Source organism: Spirulina major PCC 6313 (assembly GCF_001890765.1).
Classification (GTDB): domain Bacteria; phylum Cyanobacteriota; class Cyanobacteriia; order Cyanobacteriales; family Spirulinaceae; genus Spirulina; species Spirulina major.
Genome location: NZ_KV878783.1, coordinates 2216759 through 2241516, shown reverse-complemented (window position 1 = coordinate 2241516; position 24758 = coordinate 2216759). Strand labels below are relative to the sequence as shown.

The window sequence follows — 24758 nt, the reverse complement described above, 5'->3', positions numbered from 1 at the left end:
CTAAAGGTGAAGCATTGTTGCAGGTTTTAGGGATTTTCGTTAAATTTAATTACAGATGCTTTACAAATAAAGCACTCAAGTTCTTATCCAAAGAGGTCATACTATGGAAAGCCAAGATCGCAACAACTTCAAGTTCGGATTTACCGAAGGTGCAGAAAACTGGAATGGCCGCCTTGCCATGATTGGTTTCGCCACTGCTCTGATCATTGAACTCGCCAGCGGTAAAGGATTGCTGCACTTCTGGGGCTTAATGTAGGTTCTCCCCTAGCGAGCAATCTACTCGATTTTTTCATGAATGAAGAGAGAGCACTGGATCGGCGTGCAATCTGAACCAGTGCTCTGCTCATCTCATTACCGAACAAAATCCCAACTCCCGCGTTGGGATTTTTTCATTAAACCATAAGCATGGATACTTCCATACGTTGTATAGAGGTGGGCTAACCGTGGAACTGCCAATAGTTCCAAGCAGCGGCGGCGAAGGTGACTACCCCCGTGACGATCGCATCTTCATCCACACAAAATTCTGGATGGTGCAGGGGCGGATTAGATTGATCAGGGCGACCGACTCCGAGGCGAAACATACTGCCGGGGGCGTGTTCGAGGTAGAGGGCAAAATCTTCCGCACCGAGGGAGGGGTCAGGCAAGAGTTGAACGCGATCGCGCCCCCACAGATCCACGGCGGTCTGTTCCAGCAATTGGGTCATGGCGGGATCATTTTGCACCGAGGGGACACCGCGCCGATAGTTGACCTCGCCCGTAGCCCCGTATTGGGTACAGATGCTCGTGACGAGATGCTCGATCCATTGGGGCAGGTCGGCATGGGTTTCGGGGTGGAGCGATCGCACCGTTCCCGCCATCCGCACCTGATCGGCGATCACATTGGGGGCGCGACCGCCGCTAATTTGGCCGATGGTGAGCACAATCGGACGCAGCGGGTTTTGGGTGCGACTAATCGCCTGCTGGAGGGTGGTGATCACCTGAGCGGCAATCCAGATCGCATCCTTGGCTTCGTGGGGACGCGCACCATGGCCCGATTCCCCTTGGATAAAAATTTCCAGATCATCGGCGGCAGCAGTTAATGCCCCGTAACGGACACCGAGCGATCGCGCCGGAATCGACGGAAACACATGCATCCCCAGAATATGGGTCACATCCCGCATCGCCCCATCCCGCACCATCCAGCCTGCACCTTGGGCGATTTCCTCCGCTGGTTGAAACAAAAACCGCACCGTCCCCGGTAGCTTGTCCTGGAGTTGGGCCAACACCATCGCAGCCCCTAGGCCCACCGTCGTATGCACATCATGGCCACAGGCGTGCATCACCCCTGGATGGCGCGAGGCAAACTCAAGATTTGTCCGCTCGGCGATCGGCAGGGCATCCATATCCGTCCGAATCGCCAACACCCGCGAGTCGCTATTCTGGCCGGTTAAGTGACCCACCACGCCGGTTTTGCCCACAGCTTCTTCCACTTGCAAGCCCGACGAGGACAACACCCCCGCCACATAGGCCGCAGTTTGATATTCTTGGCCGCTGAGTTCCGGATGGGCGTGGAGGTGGCGGCGGATTTCAATCAGACGCGGGGCCAGGGTTTGGGCAAGGTCTTTAATCTGATGTAACGTCATAGATTTCAGCCAGTTAGGGTGAGCGGTGCGGCATTAGGGGTTGAGCTTGGGCGCTGTAGTGGTTCTTTTGGAGGTCGGCGACGACGCTGTTATAGTTTTGGGACCAAAGTTGTTGCGGGAGGCGGACAAATTTGCGATCGCTCCCATCGCCAATCGCCGCAATCACGGGGACTTTGGCGTGTTGTTTTTGCTGTTCGCCGCTATGGGAATTGAGAATACTGCGGAGGGTGGTTTGGGCTTTGGGATCGGTGGCTTGTTGGGGGGTCAATTCCACGAGGATCATTTGGGCCACTTCGACGGGTTCGGCATCGTCGATCAACAGTTGCGCCACTTTATCATCGCGCCGATCCGCCTTGCCCCACAGGATAAAGGGGACATCCTCTTGGAGCAACGGTTCTAGGGTTTCAAAGGTACGGGGGAAAATTACCCCTTCGGCTTCCCCGGATTGATCTTCAAGGCCAAGGAAGGCCATGCGATCGCCCTTTTTCGTGTTGATCACCCGGATTGTATTCACCACTGCGATCGTGCTGAGGCGGTGACGTTTGCCATAATTCCCCAAATCCACCAGGTTAATCGGAGCCATCACCGTTAACGCCGGACGCAGGGCATCGAGAGGATGTTCAGACACGTAGAACCCCAGTAATTCTTTTTCGAGCTTCAGTTTTTCCGCCGACGGGAAATCGGGCACATTGGGCAGCGTCGGCGCGGCATTAAAGCCATTACTGGCCGCCGTCGTCGCGTCTAAACTGCCAAACAGACTCATCTGACCACTATCGCGATCCTTGGCCTGCTGTTGCGCCCAGGCCAGCATCGTATCGATCGCTTCGATCAACTGATTGCGATTGTCATTCAACCCTTGGAATGCGCCACATTTAATCAGGGTTTCAATGGTGCGACGGTTCACGGTGCGCGAGTCAATCCGACTACAAAAGTCCGCGAAGGATTGGAACGCGCCCCCCGCGGCCGACCGGGCATTGAGAATATTTTCGATCGCGCCATCCCCCAAGCTCGGCACAGCGGAGAATCCAAACAGAATCGACGCTTCACAAGGGGTAAAGTCCACATCGGAGCGGTTAATATCCGGCGGCTCGACGTTAATTCCCATCCGCTTACAGGTGTTGATGTAGCTTTCCACCTTATCTTTATTGCCGCTGTTGCTCGTCAACAACGCTGCCATGTACTCGATCGGGTAGTTAGCTTTCAGGTACGCCGTTTGATAGGTGACGTAGGCGTAGGCGGTGGAGTGGGATTTATTGAAGCAGTTGGACGCGACCCACCCCGATGGCAGTAGAAAATTATGGTCGCGCTCTACACCAATGTCGTAAACCGACTGAGGGGGTAGGGCGCGACGGTGAATGATTTTTACCATGATGTGTAGGACTCAATCAGGATGCTGGGTTGTTGCTATATCGGGGTCGATCCTCACACCAAATCCCGAACCCGATCCCGATCAAGGAGGATGAATCAACTAGTAGGCTAAGGTCGCTAAGGTTTCCCGCAAATAGCGACGGACTTGCTCGTCCAAATTATCCGAGAGGGGGGTATCGCTGGCTTGTTTTAAGCTTTGCCACCGGCCAAAACCTGAACTGTTGGCGATCGCTTGTTTGAGGCTAGGCCAGACATCTTGGTCACTAGCCCAGGCGGCAGATGGAACCGTAGAACTCGACATTTGCACCTCCGAAGGTTACAAAGGTTTACACTTTCTCATCAACCATACTGTAGTCTAGAGCTTCATTATGATGCAAGGAACACAAAACGGATCATGATCACAATCGGGTGATCCCGTCATGTCATCTCATCCGTTGCGGATTCGTCTGCGGTGGGGGTGGTTGCGGCAGTTGCTGACTCTGCGTCTGTTACCGATGCTTCCTCTGCGGTGGTGGGTTCTGCTTCGGCGGGAAGCTCTGCTGTTTCCGCAACGGCAGCGGCTGGTTCAACAGATGCCGAGGCTTCAACGGCGGTCTTGACGGATGCTAAGGGTGGTTCTGACGGGTCTGGTGAATCGTCAGGGGTTGGGATAGCGATCGCATCAGTCTCTGATTCCTCAGGCTCTGGTGCTGTCGAGACGGGGGCAGGAGGGGGAGCAACGGCAGGACTGGCCGACGAGACGACCGGTAAGATCTTTTGGACGGGAAAACCTGGGCTGGTGAAGGCGGCAGAAATTGCGGCGACGGGATAGGGTTCGGTCGCGTCAAATTGGGACGGGCGAGTGAGTAGGACCCCCACCACACTGAGGGGTACTTGCCAGAACAGATTAGCGGCGAGGAGGGCGATCGCTGCAACGCCCAGCCCTAAAACATGGTTGGGAATCGGGGTCGCACTTTGGGCCAAGGGAGCGAGGGCATAGAGTTGACCGATCACCCAAATCATCGGAATCACGCCCAAGCCGGTCAAAATGTGGGTGCGATTGCTCTGGAGGCGCTGCAACATTTTGCGCTGCTCCAGGCTGAGTTGACTCGGTTGCAGGGACAACAACAACAGGCCAAAGGGGGAAAAGGGGCGTTTCCATTGCATCACGAGAATCGGCACGATGCCCACACTGACGAGCAGAATCATTTCGAGCAGCGTCGGGGCAATGGGGTAGCCGGCGGCAATGCCTAACCAAGCGACGAAGAGCCAGAGGGGCACAGCCGCAAGGCCCGAGAGGTGGAGCCACAGGTACGGGTCGGAACGAAAAGAAGTCATGGTGCAATCTAAAAAATGAGCGATCGCGCTCCGACAAGAACGCGATCGCAATGGGCATTAGACCATGGAGAGGGTACGGCGTTTCATGATCATTTGGTACGCTTCGATGCGATCGCCCTCTTGCCAGTCGTTAAACTTATCCGAGCCGATCCCGCATTCGTAACCTGCATTCACCTCACGCACATCCTCTTTGATCCGTTTCAGCGAATCCATGATGCCATCGTGGATGACTTGGTCACCCCGCATCACCCGCATCCGACGGTTCCGAATCACCTTACCGGAGAGCACATAGCACCCCGCCACTGATCCTTTACCCACCGGGAAGACCGCACGAACTTCCACCGTACCGAGGTATTCTTCCACTTCTTCCGGTTCGAGGAGACCTTCCATCGCCGCTTGCACATCATCCAAGAGGTTGTAGATAATCGTGTACTCACGAATATCCACCCCTTCACGATCCGCAGCACTGGCCGCGCCCGATGCCAGGTCAGTATTAAACCCGATGATCACCGCGCCAGAGGCCGCCGCGAGATCCACATCCGTCTCGCTAATCTCACCCGGAGCCGCTAAGAGCATCCGGATTTGGACTTCACCTTGGGGCAGTTTTTCGAGGGAGGCCGCGATCGCCTCCACCGACCCTTGGACATCCGCTTTCAGAATCAGGTTGAGTTCTTTCAACTCACCCTCTTGGGCCTGAGCAGACAAGCTGCTCAAGGTCACGCGGCGGGACATCGCCTGCTGGAGACGATTTTCCCGTCGTTCGGCGGCCCGTTCATCGGCCACCGCCCGCGCTTCTTTTTCACTGGCGAAGATGCTGAACTCATCCCCGGCTGAGGGCACATCGTTCATCCCCAGAACTTCCACCGCAAAGGATGGCGTGGCCGATTCGACGCGATCGCCGCGATCGTCCACCATAGCGCGGATTTTACCCAGGGTTGCCCCTGCCACCACACTATCGCCAACGCGCAGCGTCCCATTCTGAATCAGTAGCGTCGCCACCGGCCCCCGCGACTTATCGAGGTGCGCTTCGATCACCGTACCGCGAGCCGGTCGATCCGGATTCGCCGACAGTTCTTCCATTTCCGACACCAGCAGGATCATCTCCAGCAGGGTATCGAGGTTATCCCCCTTGATCGCACTGACGGGAACCATAATCGTTTCACCGCCCCACTCTTCCGGCACTAACCCCTGTTCGGTCAGTTCCTGTTTAATGCGATCGGGTTCTGAATCCGGCTTATCCACCTTGTTAATCGCCACGATCAACGGCACACCCGCCGCCTTCGCATGGCTAATCGCCTCACGGGTTTGGGGTTGCACGCCATCATCGGCCGCCACCACCAAAATCGCGATATCGGTGACTTTCGTTCCCCGGGCCCGCATCGCCGTAAAGGCTTCGTGACCCGGTGTATCGAGGAACACCACCTGCTGCACCTTGCCATTGTGCTCCACATCAACGTGATACGCACCAATATGCTGGGTGATGCCACCGGCCTCGCCTTGAGCCACTTTTGTTTTGCGGATCGAGTCGAGGAGTGTCGTTTTCCCATGGTCAACGTGACCCATGATCGTCACCACCGGAGGACGAGTTTGCAGGTTTTCGAGATCATCGAGATCGAGCATTTCGCTCTTGGTGGCTGCCGATTTCGCCTCAGGGGTTTCCACTTCAATCCCCAACTCTTGGATCACCTTGGTGGAGGTTTCTAGATCCAGGGTTTGGGTGATGTTAATCGCAATTCCTTTCGTAAAGAGATCCCGAATGATTTCCGTTTCTGGAATCTTGATCAGTTCAGACAGTTCCCGCATGCTCATGCTGCCGGTCAGGGTCACCACTTCCGGTGGCTTCGCCGCCGCTTTTTGTTGCTCGCGGGCAGCATTGCGATTGTTGGATTCAGAGCGATCCTTCGTCGGCCGGCTGGGTTTACGCCCCTTGGGCATAATTTGCGGCGTGTTGGATTTGGACTGGTTGGGCTTCGGTGGCCGGGCAATGGAGATACTCACCGCCGTTGAGGTATCGTCTTCACCCTGTTGATCGAGATCAAATTCATCATCGTCATCCTCGATCAGGAGGGGTTTCCGCTTCCCTTTGGTGCCGGTTTTGGTCTTCGCGGCCTTACCAAGTTTCGCTTTATCGGCATCATCGTCCTCTTCGTCCCAATCTTTGCCTTTGCGGGTGCTAGGCCGCTTGGGTTTGGGTTGGGGGCGTTCGGGCGGCGCGAGGAGCGTTTTCTGCGGTGCATCGTCGGGGGTGATGGTGTCATCATCCTGATCGTCTAGATCGACGGACTCCGGCTTCGCCTTGGGCTTAACCAGTTGCACCACATCGGGTTTTTTCGGACGCGGCGCGGCAGCAGCGGGGGCTGTTTCTGAGGCAGCCGGGGAACTGCGCCGATCCCGTTGGGGTAATTTGGGTTTGACCGGTTTGGCTGGAGAACTGGCGCTTGGGAGTTCATTGCCTGTGGTTCGCGCTGCTTTCTGCTTCCTGGGCCGCGCCGGGGGTGAGAGCAGTTCGAGGGAACTGTCGTCATCGTTACTAGGGGCGTTGTCCCGACTGGCCATGCGTTCTGATGGACGTTCCGGGGGTGGGGCGGGGTTTTTGGGTTTGCCGCCGGAGGGGCTAGGACTGTCGCCTTTGTCGCCTCTATCGGGTCGTCGGGGAGAGGGCGCGGTTTTGCCACTGGCCGGTTTGCTGGGACGGCTGGGTGGCGAAATGAGTCGAGCATCACTCCCGGCTTCGGAGTCATCTGGGGTGGCTTCGGGGGGAGTCTTGGGTTTGTTGAGGGTGCCAGACTCAGATTGATGACGGACAATGCCCCGAATTTGTGGTTTGCGGGGGCCGCGTTCAGCTTTTTTGATGGCTGGGGTTGCGATCGCCCCTTGGTCTTGAGGGTTGGGTTGATAGCTCTGGGCCGCCGCCCGAATCTGAGTCACCTCTTCTTCGGTGATTGTGCTGCTGTGGCTTTTGACCGCAATCTTCAGAGTTTCACAAATGGTGATGATGTCTTTGTTTTCCAAATTTAACTCTTTGGATAGTTCGTAAATTCTCGTTTTTCCGTTGTTCATCCACTATGCCCCGTGTGTGTTTTCAAAAAGGTGAGTATTGTGCTGGTGTTTGGTGATTGAATGGTCTGCTGTGGTTCGGGTTGGAGGTTTGTCTGGTCTCACTGTCTGCATTCCTACAGTGCAATGAAAGTCTTAGTTCTATCCTAGTCAGTTCTGTGGATTCTTGACAGTCGGACAGTCCGCCAATGAGGACGACTGATTCAGTCGCTCCCAAAGCGCATCATAGATAGCGTCGGGAATATTGGTTTTAAGCGATCGCCCCAAGCGATTCTTTTTTTGAGCACCTTGCAAGCAATCCGCCGTCGGACAGAGGTACGCAGAACGCCCCATCCCTTCGTCTAATTGTACCGTCCGAGTGGGATGGAGGCGGACAATTCGCCAAAAAATCACTTTCGGCCCACAGGTGCGGCAGGCTAAACACCGTCGATAATTTTGATGCAAACCGTTTTCCTCCTCAACTCTGAACTCAACCGATCCGTGGGTAGAGACCCTCACCGCGACCGACAGACGACGCGATCGCGCCCCTATTCCTCTTCGCCAACACCCACCCCAGCACCGGCCCGATGCTCAAACTCCGCACGATAGCGAGCCGTATCCTTGATGTCAATTTTCCACCCCGTCAGGCGAGCGGCTAAACGGACATTTTGCCCCTCTTTCCCGATCGCTAAACTAAGCTGATTTTCCGGCACCAACACCAACGCCTGCCGCTCTTCGGCATCCACAAGCAAGACTTCATCAACTTTAGCCGGGCTGAGGGCATTGGCAATATAAGTGGCCGGATCAGGCGACCAGCGAATCGCGTCGATTTTTTCCCCCCGCAACTCATTCACCACCGCTTGAATCCGCGATCCCCGCGCCCCGATACAAGCCCCCACCGGGTCCACATCCCGCTCCAGGGTATCCACGGAAATTTTGGTGCGCGGCCCCACATAGCGTGAGGGGGGATTCGCTTCCCTCGCCACCGCCACAATCCGCACAATTTCTTCTTCAATTTCCGGGACTTCCGTGGCAAACAGTTCCACCACGAGGCCCGCCGCCGCCCGTGACACAATCAACTGCGGGCCCCGATGCACCCCCTCACGCACTTTTTTCAAATAAACCTTAAAGGTGGCATTGACCCGATAGGTGTCGTTGGGGAGTTGTTCCCGCTTCGGGAGTTCGGCCTCCACTTCCCCTGCTTCACTGTTGACGGCCATGATGACGGATTGCCGTTCAAAGCGCAGTACTTTGGCCGGGATGACTTGATCTTCAATATCTTTAAATTCATCTTGGATCAGTTTGCGCTGCTGATCTCGCAGTTTTTGGAGCAGGACTTGCTTGGTTTGAATGGCGGCCATCCGCCCAAAGTCTTGTTTTTCGGGGGTGACATCTAAAACCACAGAATCACCAATCTGCGCTTCCGAGGTCACTTCTTGGACTTCTTGAAGGGAGATATGGTGGTCGGTGTCTTCAAGGTCTTCGACAATAATTTTGGTGGAAAGCACCCGAAAGCCTTCTTCATCCACATCGAGTTCTACTTCAAAGTTTTCAAAGTAGTCTTCGCCAAATTGGACTGTTTTTTTGTCCATCAATTGGGAGCGGCGATAGCGTTCGTAACCTTTGAGGAGGGCTTCACGGAGGGCTTCTTTGACGGAATCTTCAGGCAGACGATGCTGATTACTGATCTCAGTGATCATCTGACGTAGACCGGGTAAATTAACTAAGGACATAGGGGAATTTTAGGCTCCAATTAGATCGCATCGGCGTGGTCATCGAGTTGGACGGTGGCGATCGCTTGCCGAGGAATGGCGATCGTTTTACCTTTTTGACTGAGATAGAGATGCTCCGAATCTCGACGTTGGAGACGGCCGGGCCATTGCTTTTTTCCGTCATAGGGGGCGTAGGTTTTAACAACCACAGCAAACCCCTGAAACGCTGTAAATTCTCGATCCGTTGTCAGTTGGCGCGATACCCCCGGACTCGACAGTTCTAGGACATAGGCCCCCGGAATCAGGTCTGTTGCATCGAGTTGAGCTTCAAACAAGCGACTCATCTGTTCACAGTCGTTCAAGCCGGTATCCCCGGTGAGGTTGCGGATATCGATCCGGAGCACCGGGGGGCTTTTACTCGTTTGAAACACTGCGCCGACGACTTCTAGGCCGAGTTGCTCAGCAATGGGAGCGGCTAATTCTAAAAGTTGGGGGATCAGGGGATGAGCCATGAGAAAATCACCAATAAAAAAAGCGGGCCAGACCCACTTCTGCAAAGATATTGCAAATCTTGACAGGGGTGAAGCACCTGCCAACGACAGATACTTCTGGTTTCCATCATAGGAGACGCACTCTCGGTCTGACAACAGTGGGGTCTGGCGGGCTTCACTGTCCGTGCTGGATCGAGACGGGCGGCGGGTTAGCGCGTGGGAGCGGCTTGGGCCCCGTGGCTGCGGGGATCACTCCCGGCGGGGGGAGGTGGGGCGGTGAGGTTGGGATCAACGCGGGAGGTGCGGCCGGTGGTGTTGGCGTAGGGGAGGGGTTGGGCGAGGGCGAGGGCGTTCATGTCGGCTGCGAGGATGGTGAGGGGTTGTTCGCCGATGGTTTGGGCGATCGCCTCTCCCGTTGCGTCAAGATAGACAAACTGGGGAATCCCGTCTACGTCGTATTGCAGCAGTTCCGGGAGCCATTTGGAATTATCAACGTTGAGCATGACGAAGTTGATGCGATCGCCATACTCCGCCTTCACCGTCGCCAGGTCACCCGCCATCGCTTGGCAACTGGTACACCAATTGGCGTAAAACTCGATCAGCGTTGGCTTGCCATTGGTGAGCGCCACCGTGAGGGGGATCGCTTGTTCGGCCTGTTGATCAAGATTCCCGGTACTGGTTTCCTGTTGGAGCGAAAAGAAGAGCGCCGCGCTGAGGAGGATCGCCACAGCAGCAATTAAAATGTTACGAACGCGGTTCGGTGTCGTGAGATTCTCTGTCATACCCGTTTCGATTTAGACTGTTCCGGTTTCCTCATAATGTAACCTGTACAAGGCAGGGGTGTTGATGATCATATCGAGGGGGTCGCCATGAAAAAACGAGTCACATTGACCTTTCCCCGCCGCACTGTCCATATGCCTGTCACGTACCGACTGGCGAAAGACTTTAACGTGGCTGCCAATATTATCCGGGCCCAAGTGGCTCCCAATCAGGTGGGTAAATTGATTGTGGAGTTACTAGGGGATATTGATGAGATTGACGCTTCGATTGATTGGATGCGATCGCACGACATCACGGTATCGGTCACCAGCCGCGAAATTGTGATTGACGAGACGATTTGTGTGGATTGCGGTCTTTGTACCGGGGTTTGTCCCACCGAGGCCCTCAGTTTGCACCCCCAAACCTTTCAGTTGCAATTCACGCGATCGCGCTGTGTCCTGTGCGAGCAATGTATTCCCACCTGCCCTGTGATCGCCATTTCCACCACATTCTGAGCCTGTCCCATCCCAATGTGCTTTCCCGCTCATTTCCCATCGAGTTCCGATGTTTTTCAATGATATTCACCTCGAATCTAATCTTGACAGTCTGCAACTCTATGACCTGTCCTTTGAAAATAGCCGCCTTGGGGTCGAACTCGCTGATGTCTTTGATAGTGATCCGCTCTTGCCGGGTGTAATTCTCACGGAAAATCAGTCGTTTATCGGCATGATTTCCCGGCGACAGTTTTTGGAATATCTTCTCCTCCCCCAGGGGTTGGATTTATTTCTGGACAATCCACTGCGGGTCTTTTTTCGCTACAACCACAACGACCTGCTCGTGCTCTCCGCTAAGACACCGATCTTGACGGCGTTGCAACGGGCCTTGAAGCGATCGCCCCAATTCGCCAGCGAGCCGGTGATCGTCTGTGTTGCCCCGGCAGACTATCGTGTGCTTGATTTTGGTCAACTCAGCCTCACCGCTTGGCAACTGCGGGGCATTGAAACCCAAGTGCGCTACGAACGCACCCAAGCTCAGATGATCCAAAGCGAACGGATGGCGAGCTTGGGTCGCCTCGTCGATGGCATTGCCCATGAAATTCTTGATCCCGTCGGCTTCATTTGGGGCAACCTCACCCACATCGACCGATACAGCCAAGATCTGCTCCAACTGATCGCCGCCTACCAAACCCATATTCCCAATCCCCCGGCTCCGCTCCAGGCCTTAATTGAAGACCTTGAACTGGACTATCTCCAAGCGGATGTGCCCAGAGCCGTGGAGAGTGTCACCACCGGCGCGAAACGCCTGCGGGACTTGGCGATGAGTTTGCAGAATTTCTGTCATGTGGATGATGTTTACCCCAAACCGGCGGATCTCCATACGGTGTTAGATGGGATTTTGCTGCTGCTGAAAAGTCGCCTTTCCAGCGAAATTGCGATCAAAAAGTCCTATTGTCAATTGCCGCCGATCACCTGCTACGTGGGGCATTTGACTCAGGTGTTGATGAATATTTTGATCACGGCGGTGGATTCACTCCTAGAACCTGCCGTCACGAATCAGGTGCGATCGCCCCGACCGGACGGTACGGAACCCGACATCATTCCCCCCACGATCGAGATTGTGACGGCGATTCAATCCCAGCGCGATCGCCCTGACCTGAAGCGACCGGGCCGCTGGGTGTCGATTCGGATTGCGGACAATGGGCCGGGAATGAGCGCCGATGAACAGGAAAAACTGCGGGAATCCTTCACGATCCAACGCCGGACAGAAAAGGAAACCAGTTTGTCCCTCAGTTATCAAATCATCACCGCAAAGCATGGCGGCGAGTTTTTGTTTACCTCCACACCGGGCGATCGCACCGAGTTTGAAATTATCCTACCCTTTGATTAGGGGCTGCCCAGCGCGATCTAGATCATGCCGGAACGCTTCTCAACCTGTCGCTCATTTTCACAACCTCGGATGATTTTATTTGATTTTCAAACCCTATCCCTCACCGAACTGCATCACCAATGGCGCAGTATTGATGATGGGGTGATGGGAGGGGTTAGTGCTAGCCGTATTGAAAAACAAGCCGACGGAGCCTTGTTTACGGGCTATACCTCCACGGATCGCTCCGGGGGGTTTGTGTCGGTGCGATCGCGCGACTTTGACCCCCCCCGCGACCTCAGCGCCTACAGCGGCATCCGGTTACGCATCAAAGGCGACGGTCAACGCTACAAATTTTTCCTCCGCGATCAATCCAGTTGGGACGGCATCGCTTACGCCACCTCCTTCGACACTGCCGCCGGTCAATGGCTCACCGTCGAACTCCCCTTTGACCAGTTCAAAGCCGTTTTCCGCGCCAAAACCCTCAGCGATGCGCCACCCCTCACCACCCGCCACATCATCGCCTGTCAACTGATGCTGAGTAAATTTGAATACGACCAAGCCTTAAACCCGCACTTTTTCCCCGGCAACTTTAGCCTGTGGGTACAACGGATTGAAGCCGATTAACCTCAACGTGATTAAACGCGATGACCCAACCCTCTGAATTAAAATCCCCATCCGCTCCCGTCACGGTGTGGCAACTCAAACCCTGGTGGTGTCAACCCTGGTCAATTTTACTGACAGGATTTGGCAGTATTGGCGGCAGTTGGCTGCTGTTCCATCGGGTCTGGGTGACGGGGTTGGTGGCGGTGCCGATGGTGACTTGGATGGTGTTTTTTGTGGTGATTTATCCGGCATTGTTTGCCCAATATCAGCAAGATCAGCAGACTCAAGATTGAGCGCATTGATCGCGCTGCGATGAGTCATTCGGCGGCAAGATCTAAGCGTTAAAGTTCATTTATTCTCTTGTTAACCCAAGCGATTTGTTGACATTGTAGGGTTAGGACTGTGACCTTGTCTCAGATCGGTAAAAGCCATGAACTGGAATGATTTTGGTGTGAAGCATTGCTCGAAAACAGGTGTGCAGTCCAAGCTAAAAATTGGGGTTCAATCCGTTTTATTGTCTACCCTGGCGTTACTCCCATTGAGTCTGGAAATCTCCCCGGCGATCGCACAAAATATCGCACAAAATATCGCACAAAATACAGAGATTCGGGGAGAAGTGGTGTTTACCCTCACCGACCTCGCCGGAGCAGAGATGTTAGCTGTGTCTAACGATGGTCAATATGCCCTCGTGGTTGGTGACGAGACCGCGACCCTGGTGGCCATTGGCGCAGAGACCCTCACCGTTGCGGGCACTTGGACATTGACCGCAGAATTTTTACCGGCAGGCTCGACGGCCGCCGAACTCACGGGGGTTGCCATCAGCCCCGACGGTACGTTTGCCCTGCTGGGGGTCAAGGATGCGGATGACGCTAATACTGACACGTTTAATGAGATGCCCGGAAAAGTTGTGGCCCTGGCCTTACCTGACCTAGAACCGATGGGACAGGTCACGGTCGGACGGGGCCCGGACTCCGTAGCGATCGCGCCAAACGGCCAATTTGCCGCCGTGGCCAATGAAGATGAAGAAAACGAAGAAGACCTGACTAATCTTGAGAACCGTCCTGGCACGATTTCGATCATTGATTTACGCAATGGCGTAGACCAGATGACTCAGGTGGAAATCCCCATTCCGCCGGATAACCTGCCGTTCTTCCCCCATGATCCACAGCCCGAAACGATTAAAATTGCAGCGGATAGCTCGTTTCTCGTGGCCACGCTCCAAGAAAATAACGCCGTCGCTCGCATTGATCTGCCGTCTCCCCTCCCTAGCCCGCTGACCGCCGCCGCATTTGCAGTGCAAAACTTTGACCTGGGCATTCGTACCGGGTTGGGCTTAATTGTGGACAAAGTGGGCACAGGCCAATGCCGTTCTAGCCGCTATGACCTGTCCCTCCGACAAGAGTTTACCTCTGCCCGTGAGCCGGACGGGATTGCCCTCACTCCAGACGGACGTTTTTTTGTCACCGCAGATGAAGATAATTTGACCAGCGTTAATCAACAGTCTGATCAGGGAATTCCCCTGAGTCCCCATGGAACCCGCAGCATTAGTGTGTTTGATGCCACTACGGGAGCGTTGCTCGGAGACAGTGGTAACTCGATTGAGGAGAGCATCCTTGGGTTGGGATTGCCCCAACGCTGTAGTAGCAAAGGGCCAGAGCCAGAGGTGGTTTCTGTGGGTGTTGTGGGCGATCGCACCCTGGCCTTTGTCGCCATTGAGCGATCCGATGCCATGACGATCCACGACATTTCCGACCCCGCCAATATTCAACTGCTCGACACGGTCATTCTCAATCCTGAGGTTGTCCGAGCCGATGCAGAGGCTGGGTTTGAACCCGAAGGCATTGAATTCATTGCCGCGACAAATCAGGTGGTGGTGTCCAATCCCGAAGCCGGGGCGATGAGCTTGATTAACGTGATCATTCCTTAGCGACGGGCGCGGGAGTCGGTTGATCGGCCTCGTGCCAGCGTTGGATTTTGCCGTTGTGGAGATCAAGGGTGATGTGATTGGCGCGATCGCCCTTGGTATCCGACCAATGCCAATCGAGTTCGGCGCGATCGCTTTGAATGAGCAAGTGAGTCAGGGTGATGGTGATCTCGGTGCAGGTGGTGAAGTAGTCAGCGGTGATCTGAGCGATCGCATCCCGTCCCGTGATGACCTGATGCTTTAACACCAGTTCGGCCGCGTCGGTAAATAGTGCCGCAAACCCCGATGCATCCCGCGCCATACAGGTCTGCATTGCCTGCTCCACTAAGGCTCGCGTTGCGCGATGGTGGCCGCGGACGTGCCGCTCTAAGGCAATTAAAAGCCCTAAGCCTGCGATCGTCGTCAGGGCCGCGATTAACCAATATCCATCCACAATCGGCCGGGCTTGATCCATCGCCCAACCCCCCACCGCTGGCCCCACTAAATACCCCATCGCCCAACATTGGGAATTGAGCGATAAATAAATACCCCGCAGGGACGGGGGCGCAAGTTCCACCACGAGGGCAGAAGCCGCCGGGGTATAGGTGACCATCGCCACGGCAAAGAGGCTAAAGGCTAAGAGAGCGGGCCGTATCGCCCCAGACTCCACCACCCCTGCGCCCCACACGGCCACAAACCCCATCCCCCAGAGGAGCATTGAGATCATCAAGGCCCGCCACCGACTGACGGCATTCAGCGATCGCGCGATCGGCATTTGGCAGATCATCGCAAGGACGAGGTGAAAGGTCACCAGACCACTGAGCACCGCCGGGGAAAAGCCGCCCGCCGTCAGAAAATTGGTGAGGTAGAGGGGGAGGGTGCTTTGGATTTGGGAGATGTAGGCGGTGAAGAGGATATTTACCCCGCAGTAGGTCATCAAGGTGGAATCGCGAACGGCGTAGAGCCAGCCCTGTGTGAGGTTGGGGGCGGGGGTGTGGGGCGATCGCGTCTCCGCAATCAACACCGCCACCAACCCCATAAACACCACAAACGACAGACCATCGATCACAAACAGCATCCGATAGTTGCCCGCCCAAGCGATCCACTGCCCCGCCAACACCGTCCCAATCCCCAACCCCACCAAATCCGCTAACCGCGTCAGGGCGAAGGCTTCGTTGCGTTGTGCCCCCGTGGTCAGATCCGCCACCGCCGCCTCGGCCGCAGGCCAATAGAGACCCACCCCTAACCCCATCAACAGGTTACCCAGTACCAAGGTCGGAAAATCATCAGCCAACGCCAACGCCCCATCCGCCACCGCCGACACCAACGCCGAAATTAAGACGATCCGCTTCCGTCCCCAGCGCGGCGAGTCCGCCCCCATCCCGCCAAAAAACCGCCCAAACACACCGGACAGGGACTGACTCCCTAAGGCCAACCCCACCGCAGTGGCCGATAGTCCCACTTCATTGACAAAAAAAATCGCTGCGTAAAACAGCGTGAAGCCGGTTCCAATCTGCGAAAGGAGCCGGCCAAGGGCTAATATCCAAACTTGGCGATTCATGGATTAGGGGGAATGGATCAAACGGCGATCGCAAACGACGTTAGAAGGTGCGATCGGGCCAGGCGCGTCGAGTGCAGCCTAATCGAGGTAGCCAATCAACGTATTAATATCTTCAATCTCATTGGATGCCACCGGCCGATTGCCCAAAATCACGATCTCGCTGATATTCAAGGAACTCTTCGTGATCGGACGTTGGCCCGACAACACCATGCTGCTGCTGATATTCAAGCCACTGGCAATCACCGGACGAATTCCCATGGCATTGTAGGTACTCACAACATTGAGATGGCTGGGTTCAATGGGACGGTTTTGGGGCAATGGAAAGCCACCGGATTGATACACCTGTAGGCTGCCTTCTTTGGCTTTCACCACGTCTGCGGGCTTCTTCGGTGCTTCAGCCGTTTTGGGTGCATCTTTACTATCTTTGTTGGCAAGGTTTGCGCTAGCGTTTTGAGCAGTCACGGTGCTTTCCCCTCAGTGTGCAATTCAGGACAAGGTCATTAAAAAAATCGATGGGATGCGCTAAAACTAAAATCGAGTTAGGGCAATAATCACAGGGCGCGATGAGGGCTTAATGTCATCACCACGGTCTATTAGGGCATTTTAACTTTCTTTTAAGATTAACACTTCACCCTACCCATAAACTTACATCTATCTTTACGCCGCGTCTATACGAATCCAAAATAGCCATTATCAAGATCTGTAATCGGACCGTGGGCGCAGGCTCCCAAGGGCGGGAGTCAGACCAACGGTCGGACAAGAAAAAAGCAAGCCGTTGGATTGGCTTGCTAGATTGAGCTTGCTGTATTGGGAGGAGATGTGAGTTACAGATGATGTGCAGAGATTGACGAACGAGTGTCGAATAAATGCTGTAGTGCTCACCTCTTATGTAAATTAATGTAACAGTTCTGCCCGCAACTTGCAACATTCGTTTACGTTTCCTGACTATGTGGGTCTTCAGGACAAACCCATACTCTCCATTGTTTGCAACAAGGCGGTTAAATTCTGGTCTTGTTGCAAAATTTACGGGGTTGACGCAAGGGATCAATCGCTGCACCTCTGATGCTGTCGTTGAGACATTGGGAGTCTGCGTTTGTCCTGTGTGGATCTTCAGTAATATCTAATGATCATCTTAAATCTCGATACACTAAGGAAGTCTTACACAGAATGAAGAACACTCTATGGAACGTCGTCAATTTTTGAGTTGGATCAGCGTCGGCATGCTGGCCAGTTCCCTCCCGGTGGTGCTAGCTGCCTGTAGCCCCGCCGCCACGGATGACACGGCTGCATCGGAGGAGCCGGAAGCCGCCCCCGATGACACCACCGCCGCAGAGGAAACCACCCCGGATGCCACCACGACCGAAGGCACTGCCGCAGAGGTGGATGCCGATGGATTTCTGGCCTTAGCTACGGTGGATCAACTCGCCGCTGGAGCTGTCCTTGACGAAACCAGTGCAGCGGCTCCGGTGCTAATCCTGCGTGATCCGGGTACGGATGCGGTGGTGGCATTGAACCCGACCTGCACCCATAAGGGCTGTACGGTGGCCTTTAAGTCAGAGTCTGGCACCTTGGTTTGCCCCTGCCATGATGCTGAATTTAACCTGGATGGTTCCGTTGCCAAAGGCCCCGCCGAAGATCCGCTGCCCGTTTACGAAAGCCGCGAAGAGGGGGATCAAATCTTGGTGAAGGTCAGTTAAGATCCGACCGACGACCCGAAAGCATGGCGATTCAATGACTAATCTGATGCAAGTACCCTCGTTGAAATAACGGGGGTTTTGATTAGCGGGACGGATCGCCATCATTGGCATTGAAGCCGCGCCGCTTCATGTAGTCGCGGAGGGCTTGGGTGAGTTCGGTGTCTTGGGAGGCGGTGCGAGCGCCCACTTCGGCAGACCAGCGTTTGAGGTCTTCGATCTGGTCGCGGGCGATCGCAGCCAAGGGCACAGTATCTTCTACGGCTCGCAAAATATCCGTATCCACAAAGTCCCGCCGTTGCCCATCTTGACCTTCGGCGAAGGCTTGGTGCATTGCGTCGAAAATCACCTGCTCAATTTCTGCGCCGCTAAAGTCTTTGGTCTGTTTGGCGAGGAGCGATCGGTTAAATTCCCGCAGGCGAGAGGGGCGCAGGCGTTGAAGATGGACGTTAAAAATTTCTTGGCGTTCTTTTTCTGTGGGCAGGTTGAGGAAGAAAATTTCATCAAAGCGGCCTTTGCGGAGCAGTTCAGCGGGGAGGATGCGCACATTATTTGCCGTCGCAACGATGAAAACCGGGGCCGTTTTTTCCTGCATCCAGGTGATCAACGCCCCGAACATCCGCCGCGATGTGCCAGAATCGCCATCGACGCTGCCGCTAATGTTGCCGAAGGCTTTGTCAATTTCATCAATCCACAAGACGCAGGGGGCGATCGCTTCTGTGATCTGAATCATCCGCCGCACCCGGCTTTCACTTTCCCCCACCAACCCACCAAACAATCGCCCTGTATCCAACCGCAACAGGGGCAACCGCCATTCATGGGCGATGGTTTTCGCCGAAAGGGATTTCCCCGTACCCTGAATGCCGACGAGGAGCACACCTTTTGGGTTGGGAATCCCATAGCGGCGGGCTTCCTCGGTAAAGGCATCCTTGCGCAGCCGGACCCACTGCTTGAGATTTTCTAACCCCCCCACACTTTTGAGGGAGGCTTGGGCGGCGTAGAATTCCAGCAATCCCGTTTGGCGAATGGCTTGTTTTTTTTCTTCGAGGGCGCTTTCAATGTCGGCGGCGTTCACTTGCCCTTTGGCGGCGAGGGCACGGGCGAGGACGCGCTGAATCCGGGTACGGCTCAAGCCTTGGCAGGCGTTGACAAATTGTTCTTTGGCGAGGGTGTTGAGACGGAGTTGATCGGGGGTGACGGCGGCGGTGAGGAGGTGAGCGATCGCGCCTTCATCGGGGAGCGGGCAATCAATCACCGTTACCTCTTCGGCCAGTTCCGGCGGCACGATCAGGGTGTAACTGGTCAAAATCAGGGTGTGGTGGGTATATTTCAGATCCGCCGCCAGATTCTTCAACTCCCGAATCACCGGGGCATTGGACGGATTGTGGGGATATTGCAAAATAAAATGGAGATCCTTTAACACAAAGATCGTCGGCTCTACTTCTTCCGTCCGCACCCGTCCCAAGGCTCCCATCACCGAATTGCGGTGGGTGCTGTTATCTTGCCAGCCCCGCACTAAATCCCATACCAACAGTTGCCGCTGGGGAATGAGGTGCTGTGCCACCTGGGCCAACTGTTGTAGGGCCGGCTCTTCTTCTGGTGTGACGATATAGAGCAGGGGATAGCGAGCGCGAATTAACAGATCAAGATCGAGCATGAGAGAGAGAGGTTAAGAGCACGGTCGGCAGGGTGATCACCGCGTTTGTCGGGAACGCAGGTTCACAGGATTAAAACGGTGTCGTGGTCAGCATTTTATCGTTGTCGGGGATGAGACTGGCGAGGGGCGATCGCCTCAATGGATCGCTAAACAATGGATGCCGCTTCGATAAAAATGCGCTTAATCTCCCCGTGAGCGTCCCGGATCTTGGCTTCAATCCGTCGGATCGCGGCTTCAATTTCATCGGCGGCGAGTTCATCTTGAAATTCAATATTCAGGGCTAACAGCACATCTGTTGGGCCGAGATGGATCGTGATCGGTGGCCCTAGGGCTGAGACAGCGGGATCGTTCTGGACAATCTGCTTAATGCTGGCACGGGTTTCCGGGAGGGCACTTTCTCCGAGGAGAAGTCCTTTCGTTTCAAAAACCAGCACCACAGCAACAATGATTAACAATAGGCCGATCAAAATCGAGGCGATGCCGTCGTATTGGGTATTCTGCTGCCATTCACTCACCCCAAGCCCGATCGCAGCAATGGCTAAGCCGATTAAGGCGGCGGCATCTTCAAAAATGACGACAAACGTGGTGGGATCTTTGCTTTTGCGGAGGGCTTGCCAAAAGGTGAGGCTGTGGGGGCGAGTGCGGTTAAATTCCCCCACGGAAATGACGAGGGCGATACTTTCAAAGAGGGCAGCGATCGCTAACACGCCGTAGCTCACCGCAAAATTGCGCGACGGCTCCGGATGCTGTAGACTTTGCACCCCTTCGTAGATCGAAAACCCACCACCGAGGGCAAAAATCAACACCGCCACCATCAATGCCCAAAAATAAAGCTCTTGGCTGCGGCCGAGGGGATAGTCTTCGTCGGGTTCGGCGGCACTCTGTTTTAAACCGTAGAGCAAGAGTAGCTCATTGGCTGTATCTACCACGGAATGAAACCCTTCGGAGAGCATGGCAGAACTCCCGCTGAGAGACGCACCCACGAATTTTGCGATCGCAATAGCCAGATTCGCGGCCAGGGCGGCATAAATAGAGCGTTTGGAAGAGCCGTGATCCATGGGCGAAGACAATGAAGATCAAGTTAAAGACGGGGCAGGCAATCATCGCCGCCCCGTTGACATGCTCAACGTGCAAAACGGAGGAATACTTTCACGCCGTCGATTACCCTAGAGCATCGGGCGGTTTTCCGGCACTTTCGTTTCCATTTTGGACTTGGCCTTGTTGGCACTGCGGCGGAGGGCTTGGAGGCGGGTTTCGTAACGCTTCCGGACGCGGCGGTTGGGGGTTTGCTCCACTAAGGTTTTGAGGGCGCTGCCGAGGCTCTTATAGGCGTTGGGGAGGCTGTAGCCGAAGCGGGTGGCGAGGGCGATCGCTCGTTGATCGGCTTCGAGGGCTTCTTCGAGCCGTTTATCACCATTGTTTTTCTGCCAGAGGCGAAAGCCCGAAACCCCACAGAGGGCCAACGCCAGGAGGAGCAAAAGACCATCTTGCACCCACAGTTCACCCACAGCCCCGCCTAGGCCAATGGCGAGGGCGGCCATTTCCCATCCTTCTTTCGGAATCGTGTCGTTTTGAATCCGCCCCACTTCATGCCAAAACAAGAGGTTACGCTGATCGATCGCCAGGTTATCCCACTTGGCTAGATCGATTTGGATTTCAATTTCGTCCCGTCCCAATTCTTCACAGCGCACGAGGGGCGGATTGACTTCGGTGGTTGCTTCCACCATCACCCAGCTTTGTAGCTCAGGCGGTAGAAGGGTTTTTAAACGCCGAAGCTCACTCATTTCGGCGCGGGCAGAAGCGGCGGCATAGGATGTCATAGATTCTTTTCAGTGTCCTGTAACTCTGCGTTGCTGTTCTTTATCTTATCGTCTCTCGATTCAGGGTCTGCGAAAAAGCCGTGGGAATCTTGGTTCAATGGTGCGATCGCTCGGTCAACAAGTCCCGCCAATCCCCCCCTAAGCCCCATCAAGCACCGCCTGCTCAATCTGACGCAAGGCCGTGTCAAAGTCATCATTGACGATCTGCACATCAAATTCATCCCTGGCGGCGAGTTCGGTTTGGGCGTGGGCTAAGCGTTGCTGAATCACCGGGTCAGCATCCGTGCCGCGATCGCGCAAGCGCCGTTCCAACTCATCCAAAGACGGGGGCAAAATAAAGACCCGAAACGCCGCCGGGAACGTTTGCCGAACCACCCGCGCCCCCACCAGTTCAATTTCTAAAATCACCGTTTTCCCGGCTGCAATTTCCGCCTCCACGGCCCCACGGGGCGTACCGTAGAGATTGCCGGCATATTCGGCCCATTCTAAAAGTTGTTCCGTGGCGATCATCTCTTCAAAGGTGGCGCGATCGACAAAGTAATACTGTTGCCCATGGACTTCGCCCGGTCGCGGTTGTCGTGTGGTTGCAGAGATGGACAGATGCAATTCCGGATGGGTGCTTAACAAGGCTTTGACCAGGGTTCCTTTTCCCACCCCGCTCGGCCCGGTCAAGACGACGAGCCGACCCAGGGATGTAGACGGCTGGCATGCTTGAGGGGTAAGGGTTTCAGGCTGCATGGGGTGGAGAGGATGAGAGAATGAGGTTAAGACGAGGCTGCGGAGCCATCTTTGTGTAACAGAAAGCGATGGGCAACGGTTTCGGGCTGAATGGCCGAGAGAATGACATGACTCGAATCGGTAATGATCACGGCGCGGGTTCGTCGTCCGTAGGTGGCATCCACAAGCTGACCGCGATCGCGAGCTTCTGTAATGATACGCTTAATAGGGGCCGATTCGGGACTGACGATCGCAATGATCCGGTTCGCCGAAACAATATTCCCAAAGCCGATATTAATCAGTTGAATATCCATAAAGACCGAGCGGCGCTGCCGTCTTGAAGGGACGTTAAAGGCGTTTTGAGCGCTATTCCCACCATGGTAACGAAAATCTTTCAGCGCACCATTATCCGGCTCTCCCCCTGACCTCGCCCACGCCTATGCAAGCTTTTGACTACACCACCTTGGTGGCCATTTGTGCCGAACTCCAAACGGACTGGATTCCGGCCCGCGTCGAACAGGTCTATCAGCGCGATCGCCATACTCTCGACATTGCCCTGCGCACCCTCAGCCGCCGCGATTGGCTCACCCTTTGCTGGCATCCCCAACTGGCCCGGCTCGGCATCGGCACGGCCCCACCCCGCACCCCGGACACCTTTACCCTCAGCGACCAACTCCGCCACCAACTCAACGGCTTGGCATTAGTTGCGATCGCCCTCCTCCAACCCTGGGAGCGCGTCGTAGATTTACAGTTTGCCCGGCGACCGGGAGAAGACCCCCTCTGGCATCTTTATGTGGAAATCATGGGCAAATATAGCAACGTCATCCTCACCGATGGCACCGGGCAAATTGTCACCACCGCCCACCAAGTCAACGCCCAACAATCCCGCGTCCGCACCGTCCAAACCGGCCAAGCCTACGAACCGCCGCCCCCCCTCCTCGGCGATATCCCCGATCGCACCGAATCCTTCGCCCAGTGGCAGGAGCGGATCAGCCTCGTGCCCGGTACGCTGAAAAAACAATTACTCAAAATCTATCGGGGCGTGAGTCCGGCGGTGGTGGCCTGGCTAACCGAGCGGGCGAATTTAGATGCCCAAACCGTCACAACGCAACTGACCCCGCAACAGTGGCAAGACCTGTGGCAACAGTGGCAAACCTGGCTCAATTGCTTAGCTGCTGAGGAGTTTACCCCAACGCGATTGCCTCAGGGTTATACGGTGTTGCCCGGTGTGGCGGGGCGAGCGGTTGCCACGGTGCAAGAACTGGTGGATCAGTATTACAGCACCCAGGCGCAACAGCAGCAATTCCAGCAACTTCACCACCAACTGAGCCAAAAGGTGAAAACCCTGGCGGCCAAGGTGCGGCAAAAATGCGAGACATTCCGCGATCGCCTCTCCCAGTCAGATGATGCTCAACAGTTTCGCGATCAGGCGGATCTCCTCATGGCCTATCTCCATGAATGGCAACCGGGACAACAGGCGATCGCCCTCCCCGATTTCACCACAGGCGACCCGGTGACGATCCCCCTCAACCCAGAAAAAAACGCCGTCCAAAACGCCCAAGCTCTGTATAAGCAACACCAAAAGTTAAAGCGGGCGCGATCGGCTGTGGAGCCATTACTGGCTACGGCTCAGGCGGAATTGGACTATTTAGAACAGATTGAAGCCGCATTGCAGCAGTGCGATCGCCAGTCCTGGGATGATGAACTGGCTGCCCTGCTCGAAATTCGCACCGAACTGATTCAACAAGGCTATCTCGACCCCGGCAAAGAACGCGCCAACAATACCGCGCCGGAATCCCAACCCCGTCGCTACCGCACCCCCTCCGGGTTTGAGCTCTGGGTCGGCCGCAACAACCGCCAAAATGATCACCTGACGTTTCGCACGGCGGGGGAATATGACCTGTGGTTCCATGCTCAGGAAATTGCCGGGAGTCATGTCCTGTTACGGTTAGAGCCGGGAACTGTGCCGGATGAGCGTGATTTGCAATGTGCGGCGAATGTGGCGGCGTACTATAGTCGTGCTCGCCAGAGTGATCAGGTTCCGGTGGTTTACACACAGCCCAAATTTGTGTATAAACCAAAGGGTGCAAAACCCGGTATCGCGATTTATCAGCGCGAACAGGTGATCTGGGGGCGATCGCAACAAGCCCAAGCCTATCTCAACACACAAAACCCAGAAAATCACTCATAATTTTGTTGAAACGTCTGTCATTCCTGCTACACTGTGTTGACGTAAAGAAATATTTCAAGTGATTGCCTTGGACGGTGTGCTTGGATTTTTTCATGCGAATTCAAACGACAGACTTAAGTAATGTCAGCCCACAGTCCTCCCTGTGGGCTTTTTTCATGCTGAAGTTGAGCTTTGAGCACCTTGTTGAAGCCGCAAAGAAAACTTTGACAAAGTTATGTCATCTTGTTATGGTGGTAATTGTGCTCGAAACATTCAGCACCAGCCAGGATAGCTCAGTTGGTAGAGCAGAGGACTGAAAATCCTCGTGTCGGCGGTTCAATTCCGCCTCCCGGCATCTTTCCAGCATCGAATGAAGATCCGTGAAGATCGTTTGAAGATCGGTTAAGGCGTTTAAGCCTCCGTGCTCAGGGCTACTGCTTATACATAACCCAAGTGACGAAT

At 55.0% G+C, this 24758-nt stretch carries 24 protein-coding genes and 1 tRNA gene; 9 read left to right on the top strand and 16 right to left on the bottom strand.

All coding sequences use genetic code 11. The features are described from left to right. Positions 1-103: 103 nt before the first annotated feature. A complete protein-coding gene (locus SPI6313_RS09725; protein ID WP_072620818.1) occupies positions 104-256 on the top strand; it encodes a chlorophyll A-B binding protein in 153 nt (50 codons plus the stop codon). 181 nt (positions 257-437) lie between these two features. On the opposite strand, the gene SPI6313_RS09720 is transcribed toward SPI6313_RS09725, so the two are convergent. From SPI6313_RS09720 to SPI6313_RS09680, 9 genes are all read right to left on the bottom strand, one after another. After that, positions 438-1622 (bottom strand): M20 family metallopeptidase, encoded by a 1185-nt coding sequence (locus SPI6313_RS09720; RefSeq protein WP_072620817.1) that lies wholly within the window; start codon positions 1620-1622, stop codon positions 438-440. Positions 1623-1635: 13 nt separating this feature from the next. Further along, positions 1636-2991 carry a helix-hairpin-helix domain-containing protein gene (locus SPI6313_RS09715; RefSeq protein WP_072620816.1) on the bottom strand — a complete coding sequence of 452 codons (1356 nt, stop codon included), beginning with the start codon at positions 2989-2991 and terminating at the stop codon, positions 1636-1638. Positions 2992-3090: 99 nt separating this feature from the next. Then, complete coding sequence (locus tag SPI6313_RS09710) at positions 3091-3291, bottom strand: hypothetical protein (RefSeq protein WP_072620815.1); 201 nt, start codon at positions 3289-3291, stop codon at positions 3091-3093. Between the two features lie 116 nt (positions 3292-3407). Beyond that, complete coding sequence (locus tag SPI6313_RS09705) at positions 3408-4307, bottom strand: low-complexity tail membrane protein (protein WP_072620814.1); 900 nt, start codon at positions 4305-4307, stop codon at positions 3408-3410. A 57-nt stretch (positions 4308-4364) separates the two neighbouring features. Continuing rightward, complete coding sequence (infB, locus tag SPI6313_RS09700) at positions 4365-7367, bottom strand: translation initiation factor IF-2 (protein WP_072620813.1); 3003 nt, start codon at positions 7365-7367, stop codon at positions 4365-4367. A 147-nt stretch (positions 7368-7514) separates the two neighbouring features. Continuing rightward, entirely contained in the window at positions 7515-7808 is a 294-nt protein-coding gene (locus tag SPI6313_RS09695) for a YlxR family protein (RefSeq protein ID WP_072620812.1), read from the bottom strand. Between the two features lie 83 nt (positions 7809-7891). After that, positions 7892-9076 carry a transcription termination factor NusA gene (gene nusA, locus SPI6313_RS09690; RefSeq protein WP_072620811.1) on the bottom strand — a complete coding sequence of 395 codons (1185 nt, stop codon included), beginning with the start codon at positions 9074-9076 and terminating at the stop codon, positions 7892-7894. A 20-nt stretch (positions 9077-9096) separates the two neighbouring features. Continuing rightward, a complete protein-coding gene (rimP, locus tag SPI6313_RS09685) occupies positions 9097-9567 on the bottom strand; it encodes a ribosome maturation factor RimP (RefSeq protein WP_072623076.1) in 471 nt (156 codons plus the stop codon). A 188-nt stretch (positions 9568-9755) separates the two neighbouring features. After that, on the bottom strand, positions 9756-10328 hold the full coding sequence (locus tag SPI6313_RS09680) for a thioredoxin family protein (protein ID WP_072620810.1): 573 nt from the start codon (positions 10326-10328) through the stop codon (positions 9756-9758). 87 nt (positions 10329-10415) lie between these two features. On the opposite strand from SPI6313_RS09680, the gene SPI6313_RS09675 reads away from it, so the two are divergent. From SPI6313_RS09675 to SPI6313_RS09655, 5 genes are all read left to right on the top strand, one after another. Next, positions 10416-10820, top strand: coding sequence for an NIL domain-containing protein (locus tag SPI6313_RS09675; protein ID WP_072620809.1), 405 nt, complete (start codon positions 10416-10418; stop codon positions 10818-10820). Between the two features lie 49 nt (positions 10821-10869). Next, positions 10870-12192 (top strand): sensor histidine kinase, encoded by a 1323-nt coding sequence (locus SPI6313_RS09670; protein WP_072620808.1) that lies wholly within the window; start codon positions 10870-10872, stop codon positions 12190-12192. A gap of 69 nt (positions 12193-12261) precedes the next feature. After that, entirely contained in the window at positions 12262-12795 is a 534-nt protein-coding gene (locus SPI6313_RS09665; RefSeq protein ID WP_072620807.1) for a CIA30 family protein, read from the top strand. Positions 12796-12815: 20 nt separating this feature from the next. Next, positions 12816-13067, top strand: coding sequence for a DUF6737 family protein (locus SPI6313_RS09660; RefSeq protein ID WP_072620806.1), 252 nt, complete (start codon positions 12816-12818; stop codon positions 13065-13067). A 137-nt stretch (positions 13068-13204) separates the two neighbouring features. Continuing rightward, positions 13205-14701 carry a hypothetical protein gene (locus SPI6313_RS09655; RefSeq protein WP_072620805.1) on the top strand — a complete coding sequence of 499 codons (1497 nt, stop codon included), beginning with the start codon at positions 13205-13207 and terminating at the stop codon, positions 14699-14701. On the opposite strand, the gene SPI6313_RS09650 is transcribed toward SPI6313_RS09655, so the two are convergent. Further along, positions 14691-16238 carry an MFS transporter gene (locus SPI6313_RS09650; protein ID WP_072620804.1) on the bottom strand — a complete coding sequence of 516 codons (1548 nt, stop codon included), beginning with the start codon at positions 16236-16238 and terminating at the stop codon, positions 14691-14693. The genes SPI6313_RS09655 and SPI6313_RS09650 overlap by 11 nt on opposite strands. A gap of 78 nt (positions 16239-16316) precedes the next feature. Then, positions 16317-16700 carry a hypothetical protein gene (locus SPI6313_RS09645; protein ID WP_072620803.1) on the bottom strand — a complete coding sequence of 128 codons (384 nt, stop codon included), beginning with the start codon at positions 16698-16700 and terminating at the stop codon, positions 16317-16319. A 719-nt stretch (positions 16701-17419) separates the two neighbouring features. Between SPI6313_RS09645 and SPI6313_RS09640 the strand changes: the two genes are divergently transcribed. Beyond that, positions 17420-17935 carry a QcrA and Rieske domain-containing protein gene (locus SPI6313_RS09640; RefSeq protein WP_072620802.1) on the top strand — a complete coding sequence of 172 codons (516 nt, stop codon included), beginning with the start codon at positions 17420-17422 and terminating at the stop codon, positions 17933-17935. An 82-nt stretch (positions 17936-18017) separates the two neighbouring features. Here SPI6313_RS09640 and SPI6313_RS09635 read toward each other — a convergent pair whose 3' ends face one another. From SPI6313_RS09635 to remA, 5 genes are all read right to left on the bottom strand, one after another. Then, on the bottom strand, positions 18018-19589 hold the full coding sequence (locus tag SPI6313_RS09635) for an AAA family ATPase (protein ID WP_072620801.1): 1572 nt from the start codon (positions 19587-19589) through the stop codon (positions 18018-18020). Positions 19590-19735: 146 nt separating this feature from the next. After that, entirely contained in the window at positions 19736-20647 is a 912-nt protein-coding gene (locus tag SPI6313_RS09630) for a cation diffusion facilitator family transporter (protein ID WP_072620800.1), read from the bottom strand. A gap of 108 nt (positions 20648-20755) precedes the next feature. Further along, positions 20756-21409, bottom strand: coding sequence for a DUF3318 domain-containing protein (locus tag SPI6313_RS09625; protein ID WP_072620799.1), 654 nt, complete (start codon positions 21407-21409; stop codon positions 20756-20758). A 138-nt stretch (positions 21410-21547) separates the two neighbouring features. Next, the gene (gene gmk / locus SPI6313_RS09620) at positions 21548-22147 is read right to left on the bottom strand and encodes a guanylate kinase (protein ID WP_072620798.1); all 600 of its coding nucleotides are present in this window, start codon (positions 22145-22147) and stop codon (positions 21548-21550) included. A gap of 26 nt (positions 22148-22173) precedes the next feature. Continuing rightward, a complete protein-coding gene (remA, locus tag SPI6313_RS09615) occupies positions 22174-22440 on the bottom strand; it encodes an extracellular matrix/biofilm regulator RemA (protein WP_072620797.1) in 267 nt (88 codons plus the stop codon). Positions 22441-22565: 125 nt separating this feature from the next. On the opposite strand from remA, the gene SPI6313_RS09610 reads away from it, so the two are divergent. Continuing rightward, positions 22566-24317 (top strand): Rqc2 family fibronectin-binding protein, encoded by a 1752-nt coding sequence (locus tag SPI6313_RS09610; RefSeq protein ID WP_072620796.1) that lies wholly within the window; start codon positions 22566-22568, stop codon positions 24315-24317. A gap of 261 nt (positions 24318-24578) precedes the next feature. Continuing rightward, positions 24579-24651: transfer RNA gene (locus SPI6313_RS09600), tRNA-Phe, on the top strand. Positions 24652-24758 lie beyond the last annotated feature (107 nt).